Annotated in this window: 25 protein-coding genes; 19 read left to right on the top strand and 6 right to left on the bottom strand. The window is 36.1% G+C overall.

Translation table 11 applies throughout. From position 1 onward, the window contains the following. Nucleotides 1-579: 579 nt before the first annotated feature. The 6 genes from ACOZBY_RS12030 to ACOZBY_RS12005 all read left to right on the top strand — a co-directional run bounded on the left by ACOZBY_RS12030 (nucleotide 580) and on the right by ACOZBY_RS12005 (nucleotide 7,645). On the top strand, nucleotides 580-3,867 hold the full coding sequence (locus tag ACOZBY_RS12030; RefSeq protein ID WP_422762407.1) for an S-layer homology domain-containing protein: 3,288 nt from the start codon (nucleotides 580-582) through the stop codon (nucleotides 3,865-3,867). Nucleotides 3,868-4,259: 392 nt separating this feature from the next. Continuing rightward, nucleotides 4,260-5,171: a S8 family serine peptidase gene (locus ACOZBY_RS12025; RefSeq protein WP_281487140.1), complete on the top strand. Its 912-nt coding sequence runs from the start codon at nucleotides 4,260-4,262 to the stop codon at nucleotides 5,169-5,171. 22 nt (nucleotides 5,172-5,193) lie between these two features. Further along, nucleotides 5,194-5,757, top strand: a complete 564-nt coding sequence (locus ACOZBY_RS12020) for a hypothetical protein (RefSeq protein ID WP_281486507.1) — start codon at nucleotides 5,194-5,196, stop codon at nucleotides 5,755-5,757. Nucleotides 5,758-5,771: 14 nt separating this feature from the next. After that, nucleotides 5,772-6,047 (top strand): DUF3986 family protein, encoded by a 276-nt coding sequence (locus ACOZBY_RS12015; protein ID WP_012294283.1) that lies wholly within the window; start codon nucleotides 5,772-5,774, stop codon nucleotides 6,045-6,047. A 527-nt stretch (nucleotides 6,048-6,574) separates the two neighbouring features. Then, nucleotides 6,575-7,192, top strand: a complete 618-nt coding sequence (locus ACOZBY_RS12010) for an FMN-binding negative transcriptional regulator (RefSeq protein ID WP_422762406.1) — start codon at nucleotides 6,575-6,577, stop codon at nucleotides 7,190-7,192. 216 nt (nucleotides 7,193-7,408) lie between these two features. Then, the gene (locus tag ACOZBY_RS12005; protein ID WP_012294285.1) at nucleotides 7,409-7,645 is read left to right on the top strand and encodes a hypothetical protein; all 237 of its coding nucleotides are present in this window, start codon (nucleotides 7,409-7,411) and stop codon (nucleotides 7,643-7,645) included. A gap of 389 nt (nucleotides 7,646-8,034) precedes the next feature. Here ACOZBY_RS12005 and ACOZBY_RS12000 read toward each other — a convergent pair whose 3' ends face one another. Continuing rightward, complete coding sequence (locus ACOZBY_RS12000; RefSeq protein ID WP_080695193.1) at nucleotides 8,035-8,127, bottom strand: YjcZ family sporulation protein; 93 nt, start codon at nucleotides 8,125-8,127, stop codon at nucleotides 8,035-8,037. Nucleotides 8,128-9,004: 877 nt separating this feature from the next. Between ACOZBY_RS12000 and ACOZBY_RS11995 the strand changes: the two genes are divergently transcribed. Then, a complete protein-coding gene (locus ACOZBY_RS11995) occupies nucleotides 9,005-10,018 on the top strand; it encodes a S66 family peptidase (protein ID WP_281486505.1) in 1,014 nt (337 codons plus the stop codon). A gap of 61 nt (nucleotides 10,019-10,079) precedes the next feature. Here the strand turns inward: ACOZBY_RS11995 and ACOZBY_RS11990 are convergent, their stop codons facing one another. After that, nucleotides 10,080-10,421: a hypothetical protein gene (locus ACOZBY_RS11990; protein ID WP_031419681.1), complete on the bottom strand. Its 342-nt coding sequence runs from the start codon at nucleotides 10,419-10,421 to the stop codon at nucleotides 10,080-10,082. A 107-nt stretch (nucleotides 10,422-10,528) separates the two neighbouring features. On the opposite strand from ACOZBY_RS11990, the gene ACOZBY_RS11985 reads away from it, so the two are divergent. Next, nucleotides 10,529-11,383: a leucine-rich repeat domain-containing protein gene (locus tag ACOZBY_RS11985; protein WP_230584397.1), complete on the top strand. Its 855-nt coding sequence runs from the start codon at nucleotides 10,529-10,531 to the stop codon at nucleotides 11,381-11,383. A gap of 456 nt (nucleotides 11,384-11,839) precedes the next feature. Continuing rightward, nucleotides 11,840-12,049: a hypothetical protein gene (locus tag ACOZBY_RS11980; protein ID WP_031419684.1), complete on the top strand. Its 210-nt coding sequence runs from the start codon at nucleotides 11,840-11,842 to the stop codon at nucleotides 12,047-12,049. Nucleotides 12,050-12,287: 238 nt separating this feature from the next. Here ACOZBY_RS11980 and ACOZBY_RS11975 read toward each other — a convergent pair whose 3' ends face one another. Together ACOZBY_RS11975 and ACOZBY_RS11970 are read right to left on the bottom strand one after the other, a co-directional pair. After that, nucleotides 12,288-12,941 (bottom strand): FusB/FusC family EF-G-binding protein, encoded by a 654-nt coding sequence (locus ACOZBY_RS11975; RefSeq protein ID WP_422762405.1) that lies wholly within the window; start codon nucleotides 12,939-12,941, stop codon nucleotides 12,288-12,290. A 397-nt stretch (nucleotides 12,942-13,338) separates the two neighbouring features. After that, the gene (locus tag ACOZBY_RS11970) at nucleotides 13,339-13,626 is read right to left on the bottom strand and encodes a hypothetical protein (protein ID WP_031419686.1); all 288 of its coding nucleotides are present in this window, start codon (nucleotides 13,624-13,626) and stop codon (nucleotides 13,339-13,341) included. A gap of 295 nt (nucleotides 13,627-13,921) precedes the next feature. Between ACOZBY_RS11970 and ACOZBY_RS11965 the strand changes: the two genes are divergently transcribed. The 10 genes from ACOZBY_RS11965 to thrS all read left to right on the top strand — a co-directional run bounded on the left by ACOZBY_RS11965 (nucleotide 13,922) and on the right by thrS (nucleotide 22,052). Beyond that, nucleotides 13,922-14,119 carry a hypothetical protein gene (locus ACOZBY_RS11965; protein WP_198696172.1) on the top strand — a complete coding sequence of 66 codons (198 nt, stop codon included), beginning with the start codon at nucleotides 13,922-13,924 and terminating at the stop codon, nucleotides 14,117-14,119. 257 nt (nucleotides 14,120-14,376) lie between these two features. Further along, nucleotides 14,377-15,024 (top strand): class I SAM-dependent methyltransferase, encoded by a 648-nt coding sequence (locus ACOZBY_RS11960; protein WP_422762404.1) that lies wholly within the window; start codon nucleotides 14,377-14,379, stop codon nucleotides 15,022-15,024. Continuing rightward, complete coding sequence (locus ACOZBY_RS11955) at nucleotides 15,025-16,002, top strand: HD domain-containing protein (protein ID WP_422762403.1); 978 nt, start codon at nucleotides 15,025-15,027, stop codon at nucleotides 16,000-16,002. Between the two features lie 231 nt (nucleotides 16,003-16,233). Further along, on the top strand, nucleotides 16,234-16,632 hold the full coding sequence (locus ACOZBY_RS11950) for a MarR family winged helix-turn-helix transcriptional regulator (protein WP_036161543.1): 399 nt from the start codon (nucleotides 16,234-16,236) through the stop codon (nucleotides 16,630-16,632). After that, entirely contained in the window at nucleotides 16,632-16,979 is a 348-nt protein-coding gene (locus ACOZBY_RS11945) for a DUF3147 family protein (protein WP_012294296.1), read from the top strand. Before ACOZBY_RS11950 ends, ACOZBY_RS11945 begins: the two co-directional genes overlap by 1 nt. A gap of 14 nt (nucleotides 16,980-16,993) precedes the next feature. Continuing rightward, a complete protein-coding gene (locus ACOZBY_RS11940; protein ID WP_012294297.1) occupies nucleotides 16,994-17,476 on the top strand; it encodes a GNAT family N-acetyltransferase in 483 nt (160 codons plus the stop codon). A 51-nt stretch (nucleotides 17,477-17,527) separates the two neighbouring features. Continuing rightward, on the top strand, nucleotides 17,528-17,989 hold the full coding sequence (locus ACOZBY_RS11935) for a hypothetical protein (protein ID WP_031419691.1): 462 nt from the start codon (nucleotides 17,528-17,530) through the stop codon (nucleotides 17,987-17,989). Between the two features lie 134 nt (nucleotides 17,990-18,123). Then, nucleotides 18,124-18,633 carry a hypothetical protein gene (locus ACOZBY_RS11930; RefSeq protein WP_036168112.1) on the top strand — a complete coding sequence of 170 codons (510 nt, stop codon included), beginning with the start codon at nucleotides 18,124-18,126 and terminating at the stop codon, nucleotides 18,631-18,633. Nucleotides 18,634-19,226: 593 nt separating this feature from the next. Next, complete coding sequence (locus ACOZBY_RS11925; protein WP_031419694.1) at nucleotides 19,227-19,583, top strand: hypothetical protein; 357 nt, start codon at nucleotides 19,227-19,229, stop codon at nucleotides 19,581-19,583. Nucleotides 19,584-20,138: 555 nt separating this feature from the next. Further along, nucleotides 20,139-22,052: a threonine--tRNA ligase gene (thrS, locus tag ACOZBY_RS11920; RefSeq protein ID WP_422762402.1), complete on the top strand. Its 1,914-nt coding sequence runs from the start codon at nucleotides 20,139-20,141 to the stop codon at nucleotides 22,050-22,052. Nucleotides 22,053-22,160: 108 nt separating this feature from the next. Here the strand turns inward: thrS and ACOZBY_RS11915 are convergent, their stop codons facing one another. Together ACOZBY_RS11915 and ACOZBY_RS11910 are read right to left on the bottom strand one after the other, a co-directional pair. Further along, on the bottom strand, nucleotides 22,161-22,631 hold the full coding sequence (locus ACOZBY_RS11915) for a hypothetical protein (RefSeq protein WP_036161549.1): 471 nt from the start codon (nucleotides 22,629-22,631) through the stop codon (nucleotides 22,161-22,163). Between the two features lie 165 nt (nucleotides 22,632-22,796). After that, nucleotides 22,797-22,967, bottom strand: a complete 171-nt coding sequence (locus tag ACOZBY_RS11910) for an aspartyl-phosphate phosphatase Spo0E family protein (protein WP_025117185.1) — start codon at nucleotides 22,965-22,967, stop codon at nucleotides 22,797-22,799. Nucleotides 22,968-23,207 lie beyond the last annotated feature (240 nt).

Genomic DNA, 23,207 nt, shown 5'->3' with positions numbered 1-23,207 from the left:
CAAAACTTCGTGAAATATTTTTCATAATCTCTATAAATCTTATAGAGATATTTAAAACACTCGAATGAAAGTGTTCAAACTATCCATTTCAAATGGGACTAGTTTGCTCGCTTACGTCGGGTGTTTTTTCTTTTGTATGGAATCATAATGGACTGAGGAAGAGGGGAATAGAGCTAAAGCTGAAGCTGAAGCTGTTTACTATTAGTAATAACATGGGCCTTGTTACTAATGTTTAACTTTCCACGTCCTTCCACGCTGAATAGTGGTGATTTTATAATGTAACATATCTAAAGTGTTGAGGAGTCTTTTCAAGGGGGAATAGGACAAAATAGGACCTATCGCTTTCTGCCATGAATCATTGATGATGGGTCCTTATTTCACATGTTAATCGTTTCAATATTAACATTTGTTAGTATCGATCTATTAATATTTATAGTACATTTAAGAGAGTATACGTATTTATTAATAGAAAGGAAGGATATTCATTATCTTTCTATCAAGGGGGATGTCAATAAGGCATCGAATGAAGTCAGCCTGTGGGGCCAGATAGAAATAAAAGAGAGAAAGAAGGGTAATTCCATGAAAAAAAGAGGCGTTTTCTCCACATTAGCAATAGTCCTATTACTTTTGCCAATAATGGGATCGTTTGCAACATTATTCAATCCAACTCAAGTTAGTGCCGCTACCCTCGAGGGAACAGTTATGAGTAGTTACCAAACAGTTACCAATAATACATACACCGGTACTGTAACCGAATACACATTTAGCCTTCATGGTGTAGTACAGCAAAGCTCTACGCCGCCTACTAATGCTGATTGGGTTACTCCCTCGAACTATTTTGATAACGGTTGGAACCGTAATAGTTGGAATGAAGAGTTTACCTATAGTAACTTCGGTAAAATAACTCAAACAAACAATGCCATGAGTATTCCGGCAACCGCTACCTGGGCAACAATAAATTCTTTTCAGGTTGAAAGCACAAATCAACACGCAATTGGCAATACGATTTTTCAGTATTCCGTTAATGGCGTAGATATACTAACCACAACTAACGCCGTCAACATTCCATCTAATGCGGAGTGGGCCGCCCTTGTTGACTTTAACGATGGTTGGACAAAGACGATTAATCATAGCTTTTCCAAGTATACGATTGATCGGGTCACTCCATTAGTGAAATCACTAAAGATTTCATCTAATAATGGCCATCCTGTATATGCCAAAAAGGGTGATGAGGTAACGGTTTTCTTACAAACAGATATGCCGATTGCAGTCCCTGTTTTGAAAATTGCTGGGATAGAGTTAACGCCTTCAGGAGCGGGAACAGACTGGACAGTATCTCTTGAGTTAACGAATGCTGTGGACGAAGGAGATTTATCAGTGTCTGCTGTTGTATTCTCAGATAAAGGGATTCCAAGCACTGAGCTTACGACCACAACAGATGGCTCATCAGTTATATACGACAACAGCAGCCCAAATCTTTTACATACACTGACGCCTAACCAAGCAACCAATCAAAATGTAACAGTACAGGTGAATTCAACTGATACGATTAGTGGAGTAAAGGTACTAAAATGGGCAGCCGGTACTCACGCAGAGAGTTATTTCACTACTGGTGGTACTGAATTTACTCATAGCTTTACAGCGAACGTCAATGGCCCATACACCGTCTATGCTCAAGATCATGCTGGGAATGAGATCCTATCAGTCATTGTCTCCAATGTTGATCGTCTAGAACCAGATGTGTCACTCACGGCAAGTACAACCGCTGTAACCAATAAGGATATTGCAATAAATGCTACAACAGTGGACAATGTGGCAATCAGTAAACAGCTTTGGGCGGAGGGGCTACAAAGTCCTGCTTATTTTCAAGCAGGTGAAGGAACACCATTCACGAATACATTTTTTGTTCCTAAAAATGGTGTATATACAGTTTATGTAGAGGATACTGCAGGTAATTTTAATCAATCCACAATCAATGTGTCGAACATATTCAAGCAAGCACCCAAATTAACATTAACACCCTCCTTTGTAACACCTACCAATAAAACGGTGTTAGTTGATGTTGAAGGTGAGACGGAGGGAACAACTCAAGGCAATACATTGAATGCTGTCCGCTGGGCAGAGGGAGAGCTGCCAATTGCTTTCTTTGCTTCAGGTGGAGGAGCGGACATTATTGATGAATTAACGTTCGAAGTCATCAAGAGTGGTATATATTCCGTATATGCACGAGATACGGCGGGCAATGAAACCGTTGCAACGATTACGGTGAATATACCACCAGTTACAACAACGGGCCTTGTTCTATCACCAAAAACGGGTCACTTAACAGTAGGAGATACGCAAAAATTCCAGTTAGTAGAACACCTGTCAGATGGGAGCAATCAAGACCAAACGGTAAATACAGCATTTACGGTAAGCGATCCATCCATCGCCACGATGAAAAATAACGAACTCACAGCCATCGCACCAGGAACGGTGACGGTAACAGCAACCTATGGTACGTTATCCGAGACGGCAACAATTACAGTGAAAAAGCCTACACCTACACCAAGTGAGCCAACGACTCCACAGCCAGTAAATCCTGTGGAACCGAAGTCAATACGTACCATAGACATTATTCGTTCTGTTGAACAAGGTATTGTGAAGTATCGAGCAAACGTTTTATTGGATGATGCGCAAATGCTAGTACAACAAATGACGAATCAAGATGCGCAAACAATTCGTCTCATATACCCAGCAGAAACTTCTAAGGCAGAGGCTTATTTGAAACTTTCAAGACATGCAGGATTATTTTTAAACAATCAAAAAACTAATTTTTTCATGCAAACAGCGCTAGCACATTTGAAGGTGCCATCTACATCATTCGATGGCGTGACAGAAGATGTATTCTTCCGCATTGCGCCCGTCAAGGCACAACAGCATGAAGTGATTCATACGAATGCACTACAAAATAAACAAATCCAACAAGCAATGCCCGACGGAGCAGTAGTTTCATTATTAGGAACACCCATGATAATTGAAACGAATCTAAACAATCGCCCCGTAACGATTACGTTACCAATTTCAGCTAAGCTAACAAATGAACAATTGGCTACATTAGTCGTTTATATAGAGCATAGTGACGCTACCACGGAAGTAAAACAAGGGCGTATAGTGGAATTTGAAACAGGCGTGAAAGGGTTCCAGTTTGAAATAGACCATTTCTCTACATTTAGCTTAGTCTATGCCTCAAAAGTTCATGAAGCGATGGAAGTGAATCGATTAGCACCTTATATTCAGGGATACCCAGATGGCACATTTATGCCAAATGCATCAGTAACACGTGCACAAATGGCAATGATGCTAGCGCGTTTCTTAACAAATGGTAATATTCCATCAACGACTGATATTTCATTTAAGGATACAGCCAATCATCCTTCAAAAGATGCGATTGAATTTGTGAAGCAAGTAGGCTTATTTAAAGGTGCAACAGAAACGACATTCAATCCAAATGGCACGATTACACGCGCAGAAATGGCTAATGTAGTGGCGCATTGGACCGAAAGTCTATGTGCACAATATCCATCAAAAGCAATTTGCCATGTCTCTGGAAATCGCCAATCATTTACAGACGTTTTGTCCAATCATTGGGCTGCAAATGCAATCGAACAAGTAAGTACATGGGGAATTATGACGGGGAATAGTGAAACGACATTTAATCCAAACGGTTCCTTAACAAGGGCACAAGCCGTAAAAGTACTCAACCAATTATTTGAACGACCGGCTTTAAAAGGAATCACAACGTCTACATTTAGTGATGTCCCTTCTACACATTGGGCCATTGAAGAAATTGAAGCAGCTGCTACAAAAGGAATAATCAAACCATAAAAAGAAACTACACATGCACGGTATGCGCTAAAGCCGACGTAACATGTGTAGTTTCTTTTTTTGTTCATGCATACCAGTAGAAAATCAGTTATACAACATGAAGAGTTCTAGCATTATGAATAAGCTTTCATAGAAATCTACATAGAACATACTTATTTCTCCAATGCAGAAAGGGAGATAGAGTAAGTATGCGGACTTTTAAACCTTATACCTACTAAAGATGAATAGCCGGCTATCTGATTTTTGGATAGTTGGCTATTTTGAACATTAAAATCTATGATCGTCCAAATAAATGGTACCCCCTCTCTTTGTTATAGTATTCATAAAAAATGTAAAAATATGATATTATATACATTGATAATATTTATAAGGATGGGAATGAATTGTATTTTATGGTAATTAGGAAATTTTTAGTGGTACTAAGTCTTCTGATATCTGCCTCGTTTTTATCTGGATTCCATAGTAATAATGAAAAAGAATTTACATATAGAAGTGATCAATTTTTAAAAGAGAACTGGGCATATAATTATTTAAAAATAGATAATATTAGAGAGAAGTATAATGTTTATGGTAAGGGTATAAAGGTGGGTCTGATTGATACAGGGGTTTCAAATTTTATTGAAGTTACAAATGGAATCAATATTCTTAGTAAGAAAAGTAATTATTATGATGATCATGGTCACGGTACTCACATAGCTGGCATACTAAAAGATAAAGAGTTCGGTATAATTCCTGATTCGGAATTATTTGTTGTTAAGGCTCTGGATAATAAAATGGAGGGTGAAATTGATAACATAGTTTTGGGTATTAATTGGTTAATAAAACAGGATGTAGATATAATTTTATTACCATTAGGGAGTCCGAGTGGTAATGAAGAATTAAAAAAAGTTATTAATAAAGCGATAAGAAAAGAAATATTTGTTGTGTCTTCTGTAGGAAATTTTGGTTTACAAGAGAAATCGGAAGTATTATATCCTGCTAAGTATAAAAACGTAATAGGTGTAGGTGCATTAGCTAAAGATGGGGATATTTGGAGAGGTACAACTTTAGGCAGAGGTGTTAACATACTTCTTCCAGGTCAGTTTATAAAAAGTGTTTCTTTAAAAGGGGAACCTCTTATTTCTAGCGGAACATCCATGGCATCTGCTTATATGGCAGGTATGCTAGCTCTTTATATTGAAAAGTTAAATAGTGAAGGTTACCCTGATGAAGGGGGAAGAATATTACAATTTAATGAAATTTTATATAAATTTACCAAAAATGGTTGTTTAAAGGCGTTTGATAGTGATATATTATTCCCGTAATAATAATTAGGAGGGAATTAAATTGAATTTTAAAAAGTTACTATCAAGTTTTTTAGTATTAACTTTGGTCATTTCCACTTTTAGTTTTTCTAATGTCTATGCACAAGAAAATACTGAAGAATTGGCCGAAAAAGTAAAGCAAGATACAGGGGTAGATGTATCTGAAGTTAGTTTGGAAAATTTTGAATATGATTTTTCTTTCTTAGTAAATGACATTACTTTTAATGAAATGGAAGAATATTTAGTTTTAACAGGACAAGATGTAAATCTTGAAGAATATACTGTTCAAGCACAGTGGGTTCCTGTGGTTGCTGGTGCACTTAGATTATTAACTTCAAAAGTTGGTAAAGAAGGCATGCAAAAAGGTTGGGCAATTGCGAAACCATATGTAAAAAAAGCGCTAGATTATGCAGATGATTATGTAATAGATGGTCCAGGTGGTGGCGGAAGAATTATTCAGGTAAGAAAGAAAAAGGGTGGAGCGCCGATTTTTAGATTAGATTACTACCCTATAAAAACTGGTGGCGATTATAAATTACACTACCATGTTGAACCAGACATGAAAGAGCATCATGTTATATTTTAAATAAAGGGGTATATATGATGAACTTTGAGGAAAATCAACATTTACATGTAGGATTTTACGATAATGGTTTTGATTTAGAAGGAATATTTTTAAAGGTGGAAAACTTGGATAAATGGTGTTTATTTTTCAATTCTACATTTTATAATATGACAATGAAAAATAACTATGATTTGTTTGATACTCACTTTGGCTATATGGTTCGGGAATATGAAATCAAAGAAGTGGATTTAACCTATGAGAAATCTAGTAAGTTATTTAAAGAATTTTTGCTAGAAGAGGGATTAATCTAATATTTTGGTTAAGGAGGATGCTTTCTTTTTGGATATGTTATGTTCTCCAAACCAACGCTTCTTTAATGTCTTTTGAATTTTTTAACAGGACAGCTAGAGGTGACAGCATTAAGAGAATCGGTCGTTTTTTAGCCACAATTGTTATAGCCTTGGATTATAAGAAAACATTGGTTTTTTGATAGTTAAATGAACATACATTATAAACAGTAAATTGCCTCCACCTTTGCTACATACACATAAAGGAGAGGAAAGCCATTATTTCTTCGTTAAAAGAAATAATGGCTTTTATTTTAGGTAACTTAGGTACGAGCATACCCAAAGCAACTTACCTTTAGTAAAATAAAATTTGAAGAGAAATTTGTCAATGAACTATAGAGTAGAGCTACCTAACATAAGTGATGGTGAAGTCTTTATACTGTGATGTTGTGATTTAATTAGTATGGATAATTATTATGAAAATGTTAATAGGAATGGGACTAGAGGGCAATGGTAGGATGGTCCAAAGATTTTTAATAGGAGGGGTTTATATGTTTATTCCAAAATATTATAAAATAACAGATATGAAAGAAATTAATGAATTTATTAACATGAATTCATTTGCAACAATTGTGGCGATAAGTAAGGGGAGACCTATTGCATCTCATGTCCCATTGCTGCTTAATCAAGATCAGGATGACTATTACCTCACGGGTCACTTAGCCTACGGCAATCCTTTATGGAAAGCTTTCGAGGATACGGATCAAATCTTAACTATATTTAATGGTCCACATGCTTATATTTCTTCGTCATGGTATGAGCAAGAAAATGTCCCCACATGGAATTATCAATCCGTTCATATTTATGGAAAAGCAAGTATGATAGATGGAACGGAATTAGAACAGGACTTAACAAAATTACTTGAAAAATATGAAAAATTTCGTGAGAATCCTGTCTTATGGGAAAAGCTTTCTCCTATCATGTTACAAAAAGAAATAAAAGGAATAAAAGGATTTAAAATCAAAGTAGAAGAGGTTCAGGCTGCCTATAAATTAAGTCAAAATCGAAATAATACGGATTACGAAAATATTATAAAAGAGCTATATAAAGAAGGCGACCCACATGCTTTTGCAGTGGCTGAAGCAATGAAGAAAAACAGACATGACTAAAACAAAGGGCAGAAACGAGGTATTAAGAACGTTCCTGCCTTTAAAATTACTTTTAATTAGTGATTTCATCGATTAATAATCAAAAAAGGCTGTCCTATTAATTATTAAAATTATTTAGCTGATTTAAAAAACGGAGCCATTGTATATTGAAAGTGACCTCATAAATTAATTTATATGTAGAATAGAGGCAAGATAAAGTGCAAAAGGGGTGTAAGTATGTGGTGGAAACTTAAAAAAATGATTGATGATGAACAACAAATTGTTTACAGGTATAGTCGCGAAAGTGATGAGTTGGATGGAGAAATTGCGTTTAATAGAGAAACTAATACGTTCCATTGCCTAAACTTAGCAAGTGGTGATACTGAAAGAGGAGTTGAACGGTTCTATCCGCATTTATGGAGAACTATTAGTAAAGAGAATGCGCCAGATGAACATTTTATAGCAATTGGTTAACAGTATTTAGAAAGAAGATAGAGTGAAAATAATCATTCTAATTTATTAAAGCATCCTCTAATGATGAGCCACCTCATAAGTTTGCGACATAAATCTGGGGAGTATATAAATAAACAAACAAAACAAAGCAGTTCAATGATGGATGGACCTAATACTATAAGTGTAATTGCGAGTTCCTTTTAGAGAAACATCGGGATAGGTATTTGAATTCCCAGACAGTTGAGCTGTGAGAAATGAACATTAAAAAAAGGGTCCATTTTCAGTGGCGACCCCTTTATGGTAAATGTAGTAATGGAAGTAGATAAGCATGTTATTTTAAATCGAAGAAGGAAGGTAATTGGGAGACTTTTTGTTATTGTCAAAATAAGACGTTAAATTAATGAACATCACTAGCGCCTTGTGCCGACAATCATTAAAAGTATGAATAGGACAATGATTAGTGCGAATGATAAATTATCATGTTTGCCATAGTTGGTACCCATAATAAATCCCTCCCCTCTATCATCTAGAATATGTAAAGCTAGAGATGGGAGAGATGCTATTCATCTAATATCAATCCCTTTTTTTTGAAAAAATTAGTCATGATAGTATGTTGACTAGGATCGTATGTATGTTAAGTAAATAGAAGATTGCTGAAATCGGTCGCTTAGTGCTGGAATATGAATCGATTATGTCAATTTCTGCGCTTACCCGGGAAATTTTTTTCTTATTTCCTAGGGAAGGAACCTAATACATAAGGGAAATATAAATCATTAGATGTTGAAATAGTGGCGGATAAACAAATTACCGAGGAAATAAGACTGTACATGGAGCCTAATCTTATAGGGATATGATTGCTAACATAAAGGCAACATTCATTCAAAAAGGGAAATATACCTGTTATAGTTGATGCTTTGATAGATAAAAAGTTTGGTGGAAAATAGAGCCAGCATAGTGATTCAAAAGCATTTAAGCGAAGAGTTTAGTGGAAATTTGCTGCTAAAGTTCGTTACTCAGAAACAGCATTTATTAAGTAAATTGACAATCAAACGCCTACTTCAATGAAGATAATACTACCTTTTTTTGTATACACTTGCGGGCACACTTTCTGTTGAAATCAATCCATCATTTATAATAATGAAACGCAAGCACTTGTCTGTGGATATCATGCTAGCATTAAAAATAAAAAATAGCTGGTTCGCAGAGTATTGATAGCTGGATGTAATTATATTGATGTTAAAAGGTGAACTACATTCAGCACAAGGCTTTGGAGATATGAATTACATGAGTGTTATTTGAAATGAAAGGATTGTACATCTCTATAATTTTCTTTGAAAATCTCGCACTTATGTTAAAATGATACAAAATAAAGGGGGGCATATGATGAAATATCCATTATTAAAAGAGGACATCACCATTGGAGTGACAGCACCTTCCTCTGGTGTTCCCGTTGAACTTCATGATTTATTGAAAACAGCCTGTATGCGTATGGAAAATAAAGGGTATAAGGTTGTTTGTGGAGAAACTGCTTGGACTCAGGATAAGGCAAAATCTGCCCCTGCTATAAAACGAGCAGAAGAGTTTAATAATATGATGTCTAATGATGAGATCGACATCATTATTCCACCATGGGGTGGGGAGCTTCTTATTGAAATGCTGGAATATATTGACTTCTCCAATATTCAAACTAAATGGATATTAGGGTACTCAGATGTTAGTCTTTTATTGTTGGCAATGACTTTAACCACTGGTATCGCTACCGCACATGGTACGAACTTAGTAGATTTAAGAGGAGAGTATTCTGATGATACAACCGCTATGTGGCAGTCAGTTTTATCCTTAAAAAAGGGGGAATCCATACTACAGCATTCGTCCAATCAATATCAAAAGGAATGGCAGTTTGATAACCCCACGCCTTATGTTTTTAATTTTACCGAAAAAACGAAATGGCAAACTACATCAGATCATAGGGTGAACATACAAGGGCGGCTACTTGGTGGATGTATCGATACCATCAGACATCTAATTGGAACGAAATTCGGTAATGTTCAAAGCTTTCAAGAAACGCATATACAAGGTGAATCTATTGTATGGTTCTTTGAAAACTGTGAATTATCCACAACTGATTTACGCAGGTCTCTTGTACAAATGAAATTAGCTGGATGGTTTACTAATTGTTCAGGTATGATGTTTGGTAGAAGTGCTGCTAATACATCGGTTGGAAATTACACAATTGAAGATGTGTATCAAGAACTTTCGAAAGAACTACAAATTCCTATTATCTATGACATGGACTGTGGTCATGTGCCACCACAAATCACTTTGATTAACGGAGCTTATGCAGAAATAGATTCATATAATGGTAAAGGCACCATTTACCAACACTTTATATAAGTTTTCCTCAGTGTACAAACACCCTCTAAAAGAGTAGAGGGTGTTTGTATGGTTATGGTGCTTAGATGGAATTACGATAAGCTTTTTGTGTGGAGATGTACGTTGATTTTGATAATATATTTTGGAGATTATGTTTCCCTAATGGACCTAATTTATTTATACTAGAGCCCAACAAACCATCCTTAGCCGCATTTTTAAGTGTTTCAATTTGTTTTGTTGTGAGTTTAGAGGTTTTGCTGCCTTCAATAATTTTATTGACATTATTGATTCTCTCTTTCTCTTTAGAAGTACGGTTAATGTCGTTATTGTTTTGGTTGTTTTGTTTTTGTTGTGTGAGACCATATTTATAAGATCTGCGAGTCATTAAATATTGCATAGTTGCTGAATTTCTCGATGTCATCATAAAATGTTTCCACCTTCCTAATTTTTTAGTATTTACCATACATATCCTATTATCGTCCAAAACTCTCATTACATTAGCTTCAAAATTAAATTATGGAGAAGATGAAGATGAAAATTAACTTAGCACAGATGAATTTAAAAAAACTACCTGATGTAGAGGAATCTCAAATAAAAGAAATAAAGGAATTAAATCTTTTTGATAACGACTTAAGAAAAATACCTACAGAAATATTTGATATGACGAGTATGGAAATACTGAATATTTCAGTCAATAAAATTAACAAATTGCCAGCAGAAATCACGAACTTAAAGAATCTGAGAATGTTAGATGCAGGGCATAATCATATTGACCTCATTCCTCCTGAAATTGGTCATTTAGTGAATATGGAGGACTATTTGTATTTTCATAATAATCAATTGCAATCGATTCCTCCAGAAATCGGCCAGCTTACAAAAGTAAGATATTTAAACGTAAGTGATAATTTGTTGAGTGAACTACCAGAGGAAATAGGGAATTTAAATAAACTGGTAGAACTGCGAATAATGAATAATCGATTAACGGAGTTGCCAGAAGGTTTGAGTAGATTAACGAATTTAAGAGAATTACATTTGAAAAAAAATAAAATAACTATATTGCCTGAAAAGATCGGAGAACTAGCATTATTACGGGTTTTAGATTTAGAAGACAATCAATTACAGAAAATGCCTGATTCCTTACACAAATGTTTAACATTAAGACGGTTAAATGTAAGACATAATAAATTAAGTACGTTACCTGAATCGATAGGTCATTTGAAAAATCTATTGGAATTAGATGTAAGAAGTAATGATTTAAAGGAATTACCGGAGTCATTATTGGCAATGGAAAGCTTAGAACGACTAGATTTAAGGTGGAATCATGAATTAAAGATCCCAAGCTGGTTAGATGAATTAGAGGCAAGAGGCTGTATCGTTTATTTGTAGAAGGGGGATAGTTCGATTTCCGTGAATGCTGCTCTTGAACTTTTAACAACCGTTGTCTATATTGTGATCATAAGTAATCCGAATGTAATGAACCAAGAGTTTATAACTCATATGAGTAAATTATTTACCACAACAACGAAGCAATTTGAAATATGGGTAGTTAGGCGGGGGAATCATCATATTTATTTTATCTGTAGCCATCAATATATTTGATGGATTCCGTAAGGCTCGAATCCGTTAATTCTTTTTGCTATCTTCCATCACTACATCTAGCTTCAATCATTTTAGCTAGTCCAAAAAAGAACATATAGACCAATACGAACGTTGAATAAGATAGCTTCCATCTATTTTTTGTATGCCAGCTCATGTTATAATGAGGAGCTTAAGTTAATTAAGACCTTGAACGGATGCCAAGAAAAGCCTCCGCAGAACGAGACAGTATGGAGGTGTAAGAAAATGAATAAACGTTGGACGATTGGTAAAATTAAAGAATTTGTTGAGAACAATTCGGAAAGTAAGTTGCTAACGACAGAATATCACGGATTTTCTCAAAAGTTACTATTCAAATGTGCATGTGGAAGTAACTTTGAAAAAACATTTACTAAATTTAAAAATAAACATCAACGAAAATGTGATGTATGCCAGCCACCAAAAGAGTCACGCTAAACGTAGTGTCGATACTTAATAAAGCTTTATGTGACCTATAGTATAATAATTTTATATGAGTTTGATTTAAATCACCTTCCTCCTATAGTTCCTTTATAGAGGAGGTGATTTTTTGTGTCTGAAATTATTTCTGAAGTTTTTCCAGGCAGGATGTGGGAGAGGAATACAAGAGTCAAATTGCGCTAGTCATTAAAAAGGCAGAAATGTTGCCTACACAACATTCCCGCCCTTGTTTCAATTATTTATGGGTTATTCGTTGGAAAAATTCGCGCGTTCTATTCATATCTGATACATGCTCATTACATGTTTGGCTATCTGCACAAATATAATTACTATGGTTAGTAAATGTACCCACTACTTGCCCTTTAATGGAAGTCGTAAATAAGCCAACATCTGAATGACGATTACAGACGGCGCAAATACCGCGAACAGTATTGTTGGAAAATATACCTTTAATCCCTTGTAGTTTGTCGTCTTGTTCGAGGACAACGTATTTTCGATGTGTCCCAACATCATCCCATGCTAGGTAACAAATTTGTTGAAAATCAAGTTCATCTAAATTAGGTAGCTTCAGCTTTTTCTCCTTTTTAAACAATGATTTGAGCGTACTAGCTGTCACTGGCTTAAACGGTATGACATAGGCCTTTAACTGCTCTAACAAGGCATCGCCCTGCGCACGATCTGTGACGGTGAAAAGTTGTTCAACAAGCTGTGTTTCCTCAGTGGATAACTCTAATTTGGTAGTAATTTCCGTTTCGACAAGCCCCCGTACTGCAAGAATGACACTTTTGTCCTTCGTTGTGGTAAGGGCATGTAAAATTTTACTTAATTGCTGTTCCAGTAAGTGATAGTTTGCGACCGTTAAGAACGGCTGAATAGTTTGTTTTTCCATTTGAAATCTCTCCTGTTTTATAGGCTAATTTTAAAAGCATTTGGCCTAAGAGATCATTCAATTTCTGTTATGGATATAACTTCATTTAGACCTCTTGGACCTCAGAAGCCGTTCTAGAGCATGCATTACAAGTGAATGCGGACATTTCGATCCCTCCCTTAAGGATTTTGATTTATATAAGTTTTTTATTTTTAGTCTAACAAGTGAATTATCTTGATTTTTTAATTTTATCAAATGTTACGCTTGATTTTCAATAGTCAAATGACCAGTGAAGTGGTGGTAAGTATTTAAACATATATGACCCAATTGCCTTTGAAACTTACTTCATTAACATATTATGCTCATAATCTATATAACAGCCCGTTGGATTTGAAATCTAGAGCTTCTTAAGAGAAATTTAGGATTGTTTGCTTATTTTTAATAAACTAATTATGTTTCTACCATAAAAAAGAATAAAGTAAATAAGTGTAACATCTATAAAGAAATAAAGTATATTAAATTGAATTGAAGTAATACCGTTTTTGGTAAATAAAGAAAATACAGATGATAACTCATTCTCACCGATGTAACTTATAAATTGAAAAGGGGCTCCAAATTTATTGGTACCATAAGATACAAAGAAAATGGACAATAAGGTCATGATAATGCTAATCCATAATAACCCCTTTTTATTTGTAACTTGCATTTAGCCACCTCCTTTTTATAGTTTCACCACCTAATAATTATAACTTAAAAAATTGGAATATGGTATTTTTTGGGAATATTAATTGGAGTATTTTCCAATAAATCTTATTTTTATATGTGTAATTCAAGTTAATAGAAGGAAAATGAGAATGGTACCATTATTAGTAGCAGTAGGGTCATTTTCAGTATAAGTTTTACATCCGCACAGAGTGTTAAAGCGCAGGAGCCAGTAATACAGGAAGAAGTATGCACAGCAGAACAGGGGCTTAGAGAAACTCAACAAAAGTATAATAATATTGAAGAAAACTAATATCGTAGCTGATATTTATGGAGTAAGTGCTTGGACATGGACTCAATCAGGAAAAGGAAAATCAACAATAAGTAACACAACGATTGAAACAGACGGATTTTACACTTTAGGTGTAACTTTAAATGGATTTACCATTGGAGCGAAATTACCAGGTACTATTAAGAGAACTTATGATTTATCATAAATTTTAAAAGTTTATGTAATAGAAAGCCCAGACCTTCCATTAAATTTATGGTCTGGGCTTTTCCTGTTTTCATTAAATTATAATAATATTGACCGTTATCATATGGCAAATGGCTTTATTTATTTTCTGAATTGTTCGGTAAATAAATGATTGCTATAATGGAATGAATTGGTTTATAAAGGAGGAATTGTGATGACACAGAAAATGAATCGTCAACGAAACAATGCTTGGAGAATTTATTCAATTTAGGAGGCACTATGCTATTAAATCAACAAGGTTTTGATCTATGGGCGGATGGTTATGATCAAACCGTTCAACTTAGTGAGGAAAATCAGCAATACCCATTTGCAGGCTATAAAGATATTTTAAATAAAATTTTTAATGAGGTGATGCAAGTCCCAGCTTCGACTGTATTAGATATTGGCTTTGGGACAGGTGTTTTAACAGCTAAGCTTTATGACCATGGGCACATGGTCTATGGTCTTGATTTTTCTTCGAAGATGATGGCTATTGCACAGGCAAAAATGCCACAGGCTAACTTAATCGAATGGGATTTATCGAAGGGTCTACCTGTAACATTGATGAACTATCAATATGATGCAATTGTTAGTACGTATGCCCTACACCATTTTACTGATGAGCAGAAGGTTACGTATATTACACAATTATTACAGCAACTAACACCCGATGGTAAAATTTTAATTGGCGATGTTGCCTTTCAAACAAGAGAGCAGCTAGAACAGTGCCGTCAGGATAGTAAAGGCTATTGGGATGATGATGAGTTTTATTTTGTTCATGAGGAGTTAAAAACTAGGTTGGAGAATTGCTGTCAGCTACAATTTTACCCAATCTCCCATTGTGGTGGTGTTTTTGTCATATCGAACTATACAGAGGTAGAGAGATAAATGCTCATTCAAGACGTTTTATATGGAGAATTCGAAATAGATGGTGTGCTAGAGGAACTTATTCAGTCAGCGCCTGTTCAACGATTAAAAGGAATTCATCAAGCAGGAGCTGGCTATTTGGTGAATCGTCAATGGGCCATTACGAGATACGAGCATTCAATAGGTGTTATGCTGCTGATTAGACGCTTTGGAGGTTCGCTGGAGGAACAAATTGCAGGGTTGTTGCATGATGTTTCTCATACTGCTTTTTCGCATGTAGTAGATGCGGTCCTTGAAAATGCAGAAGAAGATTATCATGATACGATATTGCTAGATGTTACCCAGCCTTCTGCAATTCCAGGAATCCTTAGCAAATACGGTTATAATATGGAGAAAATTTTATGTAATCTAACGAAATGGTCTTTGCTTGAGCAGCCAGCACCAGAACTATGTGCAGATCGAGTAGATTATACATTACGAGATATGTTTCACTACGGACAAGCCTCATTTAAAGATATCCAACGATTTTTACAGGATGTATTTGTATATCAGGGGAAGCTATGTGTGAAAACGATCGATAGTGCAGAATGGTTTGTAAAAACGTATTATCAAGAAGTTATAGATTTTTTTATGGAACCAATCAATATTTATGCAACTAATAAGCTAGCACATGTCCTACAGCTCGCAGTAGCGAAAGGCATTCTATCCATGGTCGATTTTCAAAAAGATGATGCAGCAGTATGGGAGCAATTGAAAGCATCAAATGATGAAGATATTCAACGTTTATTACTACAGCTTCATGAAAAGGTAGAAGTGATTGAGGATGTAGAGAACTATGATATCCATGGCCGACAAAAAGTACGTTTGATTGATCCAAGTGTATATCAATACCAGCAATTGTATAAGGCGAGCGATTTATCAGACTATGTAAAAGAAGTGAACACCTGGGCGAATAAAAAGTTTGAGAAGGGTGTTTATGTGAGAATCATCAATGGTTAGTCTATGACAGATAGGCTAAGGTAATTCATACAAAAGGGGCTATCATAGGATAGCTCCTTTTGCTTGTTAGGCGAACATCGACAAACACAGCATAGACAGCAAGCGTACGTATTTCACTGGCATTTTTGCTCTAGCAAACTATCTGAAAATATAAACTTTATAGGAAGTACTTTTATTATATCGTATTATACGATATAATCGTATTTGACGATATATAGAAGGGGTTCCAATATGATTACAAATATAAATGAGTATTTTACTACGATCTTTTATCATCTACATACAACACATGAAGATGTGATTTCTCACCAAAGCGTGCGGATTTTACAGATGATTCAAAAGGAAGAAGAGGTAACAGTACGCGATATTGCAGGGTTACTGAATATTTCTCCTAATACAGCGTCAGAGCATGTGAAAAAACTAGAGCGACATGGCTGGGTGTCGAAAGAACGTGCGAGCGACGATCAACGTAAGGTAATTCTTCATTTGACAGTCGAGGGCTTACAAGTGCTGAAGAAAAACTCAGAATTAGATGAAGAAAAGCTAAAGCATGCCCTTAATCAGCTATCAGAACAGGAACAACAAGCCATCCTACAGGCATTCCGACGTTTAAGTGAGGTGGCGAAATAATGTACACGTTATTTAAAATTCTTAGCTCAGCAGCAATTATTGGTGTAGTCACAGAAGTGGCTCGAAGATTTCCATCCTATGGGGGGATTATTGCGGCATTACCTTTAGTGAGCATTTTAAGTATTATTTGGCTGACGGTGCAAAGTGAATCGAGTGAGCATATTCAGCGTTTTACAGTTGGTGTTATAGTTGGTTTGCCAGCAACGATGTGCATGCTGTTTGTTATTTACATGGCGATGAAATCCTCTATTCATATTGTCTTCGCTATTGGTTTAGGTATACTTTCCTGGGCGGTTTTCTTGGGCATTCAAAAGGCCATTGCAGGGGTTTTTCATATTTCCATTTAACGAGGAATTCAGACATGACAATCATTGATATTCAACAATTACCACAACAAAATGTACTTCATTTTTTTAAGGAACATTGGGGAACTACAGAAATGGTCATTTCTAGTGGGGTTTATGACTGTAGCCAGTTAGAGGGCTTTGCTTATGTAAATGACCGTCAAGAGGTGATAGGGCTGATTACTTACGTGATTCGTAAGCAAGACTGTGAAATCATTTCCCTCGATAGTCTAGTAGAAGGCAAAGGTATCGGTTCCGGGCTTCTCCAAGCAGTAGAACAGATAGCTTTGGATCACGGTTGTACAAGCATGACGCTTATTACAACGAATGATAATCTACCGGCGCTAAAATTCTATCAAAAACGGGGATATTACTTTATCGAAGTATTACCTAATGCGGTGGAAAAAGCAAGAGCCTATAAATCCTCCATCCCACTTATCGGCAATGAAGGCATTCCAATACGAGATGAGCTACGACTACAAAAACAACTGGACTTGTAAAAAGTCCGGTTGTTTTTTGTTATACTGAAAAAGTGGAAAGAGAGGGAAAGTATGAAAAAAATAGTATTTGCATTATTTCTAAGTGTGCTTTTGGTTGGCGCAGCATTTCTAATTTATCTTAAGAGTAATCCACCACTTGTCATTCAGAGTTACACAAGTAAACAGGGCGACGAAGCGGTAAAGGTCATTGCGATAGAAAATAAAGGATTACGTGAAATTAAGCTTAAGCAACTACTTGTCGGTGACAAACTTCCTGACAGCGCGGAGCTTATCATTAGTAAGTCTGAACCATTTGAGGTCGAAACAAAGCTTGAGGGAAATACAAATATGTCATTTCATAAATTAACGCAAGTAAAGATTTTACCTCGTGCATACATAGATCAACAAGCAATTGGCAAGCAGCCACAGTATTACGCTGTTCAAGTCAAAGCAGCCGACATTGAGAAGGTAAAGATTCAATATGAATATTTACAAATACCTTTTACCCTAACAGCGGAACTCCGAGGCCAATAGATAGATTAAACGCTAATTTTGTCTTATCGCTTATGCGTGTGTCATTTTCTAAGATTGTTTGATGAAAACCACTTACTCCTCCTAAAACATGGTAATATTATAGGAACAGCAATCGTGATACTAGGAGGGACCTAATGGCAATTCTCATAATGGGTATAGTACTATTTATCTGTGTTATCACTGTGGCTTTAGTGTTTATGAAGAAGTTTTCGAGGAATGAAATTATGCTTGAAGTAACAGCCACCTCAGAAGGGAAAAATGAATTAGATCAAGCCATAATGAAAATATATTTTACGTATTCTATCGGTAAACTTGCTAGTAGGAAACGTCAAATCCTAGGCAGTGTTGAGTGGTCTGAAGGATGGATGCCTGTTAGCTATAATCTAAAGGAGAATGGTATGTATCGTGAGGAGAGACTACTTTATGCAACAAAAAATCAGTCTTACTCTACCTTTGAGATTCATGCATCCAATGCAATCGATGAGCAAGGGCGAGGTGAGGGGTATGCAGTTCTCGTATTAGAAAATCCTGAAATTTCCCATAGATCATCTAGAGCTGGTGTTATCCTTGCCGTCACAGCCAATATGATTACATATCAATTATCAGATTCCACTAGCTGGAACAATGATGTTGTCATTAATTAACCTGAGAAAAGCTATCCAGTTTGGGTAGCTTTTTTTAGTGCTAAAAAGTAAAATTAGGCTGATTATGGAACTATATGATGGGAATAACGTATAAAAAGAAGAGGGCCTTGTAGGATGGAGAAGGATATAGGTGAACGAAATGTAAGGAATCGGCGCAAAAATAGGGCTTCGATGACACTTATTTAGAGATGATTTTTAGTATGATCAAATCAGAAAAATACAATCAATTACGTGTTGAACCAGTAGGATTTCGTGAATATAATCCTGTTTTACATCCCAGGAAGTGGGAGACCGAATTTATACGGTTTTCTATGCTCGCTCATACAGCTATTGATTGACTGGGATTAGTAGCAAGATTCCGATCAAGCTATTCGTCAAAGACTAAATCGCCATTTTTTAGGGCTATTTTTAGACCCTCCCTACGAATGTTGTCACACAGGAGCGATTAGCTCAGATGGGTAAGAAAGTATTAGATATGTAGTGACCCTCCATTAGTCAATGACATACAAGGACTCAGCTTTATCTTTACAGAGTACAAGGATAAAAAACCAACTGGATTGACTGTTACCATGCATTGTGAGGGGGAATATAAAATGAAAAAATGGATAATGCCAATGATTCTAGTACTTCTGTTAACAGCCTGTCAGAGCCCTGAAAAGGAAGTTCATTATATCGCCAAAAGTGATCATTGGAAAGCGATCTACCATAGTAATTCTGATCAAGGATTACGCTTATATTATCTTGAAGATAAGGCTGATTTAGGACCATTACAAATCACCATTGAAGGGGAAAAGGAATCCCAAGATATAGTGGATGTGCAGTTGAATAAAGAGGGGTATTATTCCTTTACGAAAAAAGAAAGTGAGAGTTTTTTTAAGCAGAATGCTACGCCAATTATTCATATGCAATGGCAATCTGAAAGTGAGACTTTAGAAATAAAAAATCATTAATGACTAATAATAATACACTATTGATTAACAGGCATGTTTCCTATGCCATAGGCTTATTGTGCATGATGTGCCATGGTATATAATCGACCAGAACAAATGGATAATTTATTTATTTCTATGTTTGACAAAAAAAACTGTATTCGTTATAGTAATTAACAATTTCATGCAAAAATGAAATGGGCAATGATGAGGACAAGAGAATCGATTAACCATTTTCAGAGAGGGAGGCATTCGCTGCAAGCTTCCTAATGTTGTGATCCCTTCTTACTACCTTGGAGCTGTGCTTGGAAACTTGCACCGTCTTTTGCAACGTTACAGCAAAATCAATGAGCCACTAGTCTATTTACTAGTGGGAATTTGGGTGGAACCACGGGTAATGAACACATACTCGTCCCTATGCAGGGGCGGATATGTGTTTTTTTATTTTGATTCCCATTCTAAAGCTGAATGAGGATCATGTCTCGGGTAGGTCCATAGAATTTCGAATTGTGTGAGCACAAACAGGACTTCTATGACGCCAGAGCAAAATTGATAAAAATTAAAGGAGTCGAGAACATGTCAAATCAAGTTATTCACATTCAATTTCCAGATGGTCAACAGCAAGCATTTACAAAAGGCGTGACACTTACCGAAATTGCCCAAGCGATTCGTCCTGAGCTTCGCAAAAAGGCAGTCGCGGGGAGTGTTAATGGAACCATCGTTGATTTGACGCGCCCGATTATGGAAGATGCTCAAATTACATTGTATGATGCAAGCTCTAAGGAAGGGATTGAGGTTATTCGTCATTCAACGGCCCATTTGTTAGCACAGGCTGTCAAACGGCTATACCCCCATGCACGGTTTGGGGTAGGACCCGTGATTGAAAACGGCTTTTATTATGATATTGACATTGCGGATACACTGACACCGAGTGATTTACAACAGATTGAGAAAACGATGAAACAAATTGTGCGGGAAAATGTGCAGATCAAGCGACGAGAGGTTTCACGGAATGAAGCCAAGAAGCTATTTGTTCATGATGCGTTAAAGCTGGAACTGTTGGAGTCTATTCCCGCCGATGAAACCGTGACAATTTATGAGCAGGGGGAATTTTATGATTTATGTCGAGGTTCCCATGTTCCATCTACGGGGAAATTACAACACTTCCAATTAATGCATGTTTCGGGTGCATACTGGCGAGGCGATAGCAACAATCAGATGCTACAACGTATTTATGGGGTTGCCTTTGCTACAAAAGAGGAACTGCAAAAATACTTCGTGTTTTTAGAGGAAGCTGAAAAGCGAAATCACCGTAAACTGGGCAAAGAGCTGTCATTGTTTATGTTTTCAGAGGAAGCACCGGGAATGCCCTTTTATTTAGCAAACGGTCAAATTTTACGTAATGAGCTGGAATCCTATTTACGAAATTTACAAGCAAAATATGACTACCAGGAAGTAAGAACGCCTCTAATGATGAATCAGCGTTTATGGGAACAGTCAGGTCATTGGGATCATTATAAAGATAATATGTACTTTACGCAGGTGGATAATCAAAGCTTTGCCTTAAAGCCAATGAACTGCCCAGGACATATGCTAATCTTTAAAAATAACCTACATTCTTACAGAGATTTACCGATACGAATGGCGGAATTCGGGCAAGTGCATCGACATGAATTTAGCGGAGCGCTGAATGGATTGTTACGTGTTAGGTCATTTTGTCAGGATGATGCACATATCTTTGCTACACCTCAGCAAATTGAGGATGAAATTGCATTGGCACTAAACATAATTGATGAGGTGTACGACGTATTTGGTTTCCAATACACGGTTGAATTATCGACACGTCCAGATGACTATATGGGAGAATTGGCGCTATGGGATCAGGCAGAAGAGGCGCTTGAAAATGTTCTGTTAAATTTAGGCATCGACTATACAATTAATGAGGGGGATGGCGCTTTTTACGGACCTAAAATCGACATCCATATTAAAGATGCTATTCAACGAAGTCATCAGTGTGCCACAGTACAACTCGATTTCCAGCTACCTGAGAAATTCGATTTAACATACATTAATGAACACAATGAAAAAGTTCGACCGATTGTCATCCATCGTGCGGTGTTTGGTTCCATTGATCGTTTCCTTGGTATTCTCATTGAGCACTTTGGAGGGGCGTTCCCCATTTGGCTTGCACCGCAACAAGTGCAAGTCATTGCAGTAGCGGATGCACATCAAGACTATGCCATGCAAGTAGTAAAAGCCCTGCAACATGAGCAAATTAGGGTGCAAATTGACGATCGTCAGGAAAAGCTCGGTAAAAAGATTCGGGAGGCACAATTGCATAAAATACCCTATATCATTGTTATCGGTGATCGGGAGACGGCCAATCAAAACATCTCCGTCCGTAGACACGGACAACAAGCCTCTGTTGAATATACAGTATCACAATTAATGAAAGAAATAACAGAAGCCATCAAACAAAAGAGCTTATAAAAGAAAGCTTGCTTTGAATAGATTTACTATTCAGAGCAAGCTTTTAAAAAAATAATTTCTATTTTTTTGAAATGACTACTAGAATCTAGATGCGATGCATACAATGAATTAAAGGTCCTTGGTCCTCTCTTGGAATTGGGATTGACCAAGTAAAACGGTTTGTGTTTCAGCGTCGATGATTAGAAATTTTCGATAGGTCTCATCGGTATTGTGCTGAAAAGATGCTAAAAAATAAACTTGTCGATTGGGATGAACAAAAGTATGTTGAGAGAGGTCTATTGTTTCTTGTTTACTATTGGTTTTTAAATAAAAGCTTTCCATCGCCTCCGCTATATCTCTATAGGCTATTTTTTGCCGAATATTCCATGAAGCATGGGGATATTCCTCGTAAATTGTACGATTTAGTTGCTGATAAAATTCGTCCTCATCACGAAACGATTGAAATTGGTTGTTTGGGTATTGATATAGTGTATTTATTTCAGTTGGTGTGCAAAGTGTGGGTGCCGTAAGGTCTACTGAATGTTGGGGTGGCAATAATATTTTGGAAACAACCATAAAAGTTAAGATGAATACATGCATTATTCAACCTCCAAATGTCTTCTTATCCAAAACATCGCCTACTTTTTTTGGATCTATACATAAGAGAGGTTGTGCTAGCATGATGCAAAGATAAAACCAGCCAGAATAATGTAGGTTTGGCTTTACCCATATCTATACTTTCTTCTATTATATGCCTCGTTATGATTAGGAAGCTTGTGCTTGTTTTAAATATCTATTTAGTAGGACGTCCAATTCTTGACTGTAATCTACTACAGCCGGGTGAGTGAAACCAAGATCCTTTGCTTTTTTATACATAATTCTACGTTTGATCTCAATTTCCGCCTTCAAGAATTGTTTAAGTAATAAGTTTACCAAGATATTTTCCTCCTAATTTTTTATCCTTATTCATAAAATTAATTCCCTATGACCTCGATTCAACTTTTTCATTGTATATCACTTATATTAAAAAAAATGTCATATTGTGTATCGTAAATCAAATTCGTAATTTAGTCACAGATAGGGACCTTCATCCTGCAAAGTAAAAAACAAACTATTTTTACCTAATAGTAAAATAGTTTCTGATAAAAAACCATTTATTAAATATTAGCTAAGTAT

The sequence above is a fragment of the Lysinibacillus sp. NPDC056220 genome, from assembly GCF_049315265.1.
In the GTDB taxonomy this organism is placed as follows: Bacteria; Bacillota; Bacilli; order Bacillales_A; family Planococcaceae; genus Lysinibacillus; species Lysinibacillus pinottii.
Note: the sequence above shows the minus strand (reverse complement) of the source record. Positions and strands in the feature narration are given on the sequence as shown.

Excerpts from the sequence above, each read along its gene's own strand:
- ACOZBY_RS12005 (WP_012294285.1), top strand. The coding sequence starts at position 7,409 with ATGTGGTGGAAACTTAAAAAAATGATTGATGATGAACAACAAATTGTT.
- ACOZBY_RS11995 (WP_281486505.1), top strand. The coding sequence starts at position 9,005 with ATGATGAAATATCCATTATTAAAAGAGGACATCACCATTGGAGTGACA.
- ACOZBY_RS11945 (WP_012294296.1), top strand. The coding sequence starts at position 16,632 with ATGTACACGTTATTTAAAATTCTTAGCTCAGCAGCAATTATTGGTGTA.
- ACOZBY_RS12025 (WP_281487140.1), top strand. The coding sequence starts at position 4,260 with ATGGTAATTAGGAAATTTTTAGTGGTACTAAGTCTTCTGATATCTGCC.
- ACOZBY_RS12000 (WP_080695193.1), bottom strand. The coding sequence starts at position 8,127 with ATGGGTACCAACTATGGCAAACATGATAATTTATCATTCGCACTAATC.
- ACOZBY_RS11925 (WP_031419694.1), top strand. The coding sequence starts at position 19,227 with ATGAAAAAATGGATAATGCCAATGATTCTAGTACTTCTGTTAACAGCC.
- ACOZBY_RS11970 (WP_031419686.1), bottom strand. The coding sequence starts at position 13,626 with ATGCAAGTTACAAATAAAAAGGGGTTATTATGGATTAGCATTATCATG.
- ACOZBY_RS11955 (WP_422762403.1), top strand. The coding sequence starts at position 15,025 with ATGCTCATTCAAGACGTTTTATATGGAGAATTCGAAATAGATGGTGTG.
- ACOZBY_RS11960 (WP_422762404.1), top strand. The coding sequence starts at position 14,377 with ATGCTATTAAATCAACAAGGTTTTGATCTATGGGCGGATGGTTATGAT.
- ACOZBY_RS11985 (WP_230584397.1), top strand. The coding sequence starts at position 10,529 with ATGAAAATTAACTTAGCACAGATGAATTTAAAAAAACTACCTGATGTA.
- ACOZBY_RS12010 (WP_422762406.1), top strand. The coding sequence starts at position 6,575 with ATGTTTATTCCAAAATATTATAAAATAACAGATATGAAAGAAATTAAT.
- ACOZBY_RS11990 (WP_031419681.1), bottom strand. The coding sequence starts at position 10,421 with ATGATGACATCGAGAAATTCAGCAACTATGCAATATTTAATGACTCGC.
- ACOZBY_RS11940 (WP_012294297.1), top strand. The coding sequence starts at position 16,994 with ATGACAATCATTGATATTCAACAATTACCACAACAAAATGTACTTCAT.
- ACOZBY_RS11915 (WP_036161549.1), bottom strand. The coding sequence starts at position 22,631 with ATGCATGTATTCATCTTAACTTTTATGGTTGTTTCCAAAATATTATTG.
- ACOZBY_RS11975 (WP_422762405.1), bottom strand. The coding sequence starts at position 12,941 with ATGGAAAAACAAACTATTCAGCCGTTCTTAACGGTCGCAAACTATCAC.
- ACOZBY_RS11950 (WP_036161543.1), top strand. The coding sequence starts at position 16,234 with ATGATTACAAATATAAATGAGTATTTTACTACGATCTTTTATCATCTA.
- ACOZBY_RS12030 (WP_422762407.1), top strand. The coding sequence starts at position 580 with ATGAAAAAAAGAGGCGTTTTCTCCACATTAGCAATAGTCCTATTACTT.
- ACOZBY_RS11930 (WP_036168112.1), top strand. The coding sequence starts at position 18,124 with ATGGCAATTCTCATAATGGGTATAGTACTATTTATCTGTGTTATCACT.
- ACOZBY_RS11980 (WP_031419684.1), top strand. The coding sequence starts at position 11,840 with ATGAATAAACGTTGGACGATTGGTAAAATTAAAGAATTTGTTGAGAAC.
- ACOZBY_RS12015 (WP_012294283.1), top strand. The coding sequence starts at position 5,772 with ATGATGAACTTTGAGGAAAATCAACATTTACATGTAGGATTTTACGAT.
- ACOZBY_RS11935 (WP_031419691.1), top strand. The coding sequence starts at position 17,528 with ATGAAAAAAATAGTATTTGCATTATTTCTAAGTGTGCTTTTGGTTGGC.
- thrS (WP_422762402.1), top strand. The coding sequence starts at position 20,139 with ATGTCAAATCAAGTTATTCACATTCAATTTCCAGATGGTCAACAGCAA.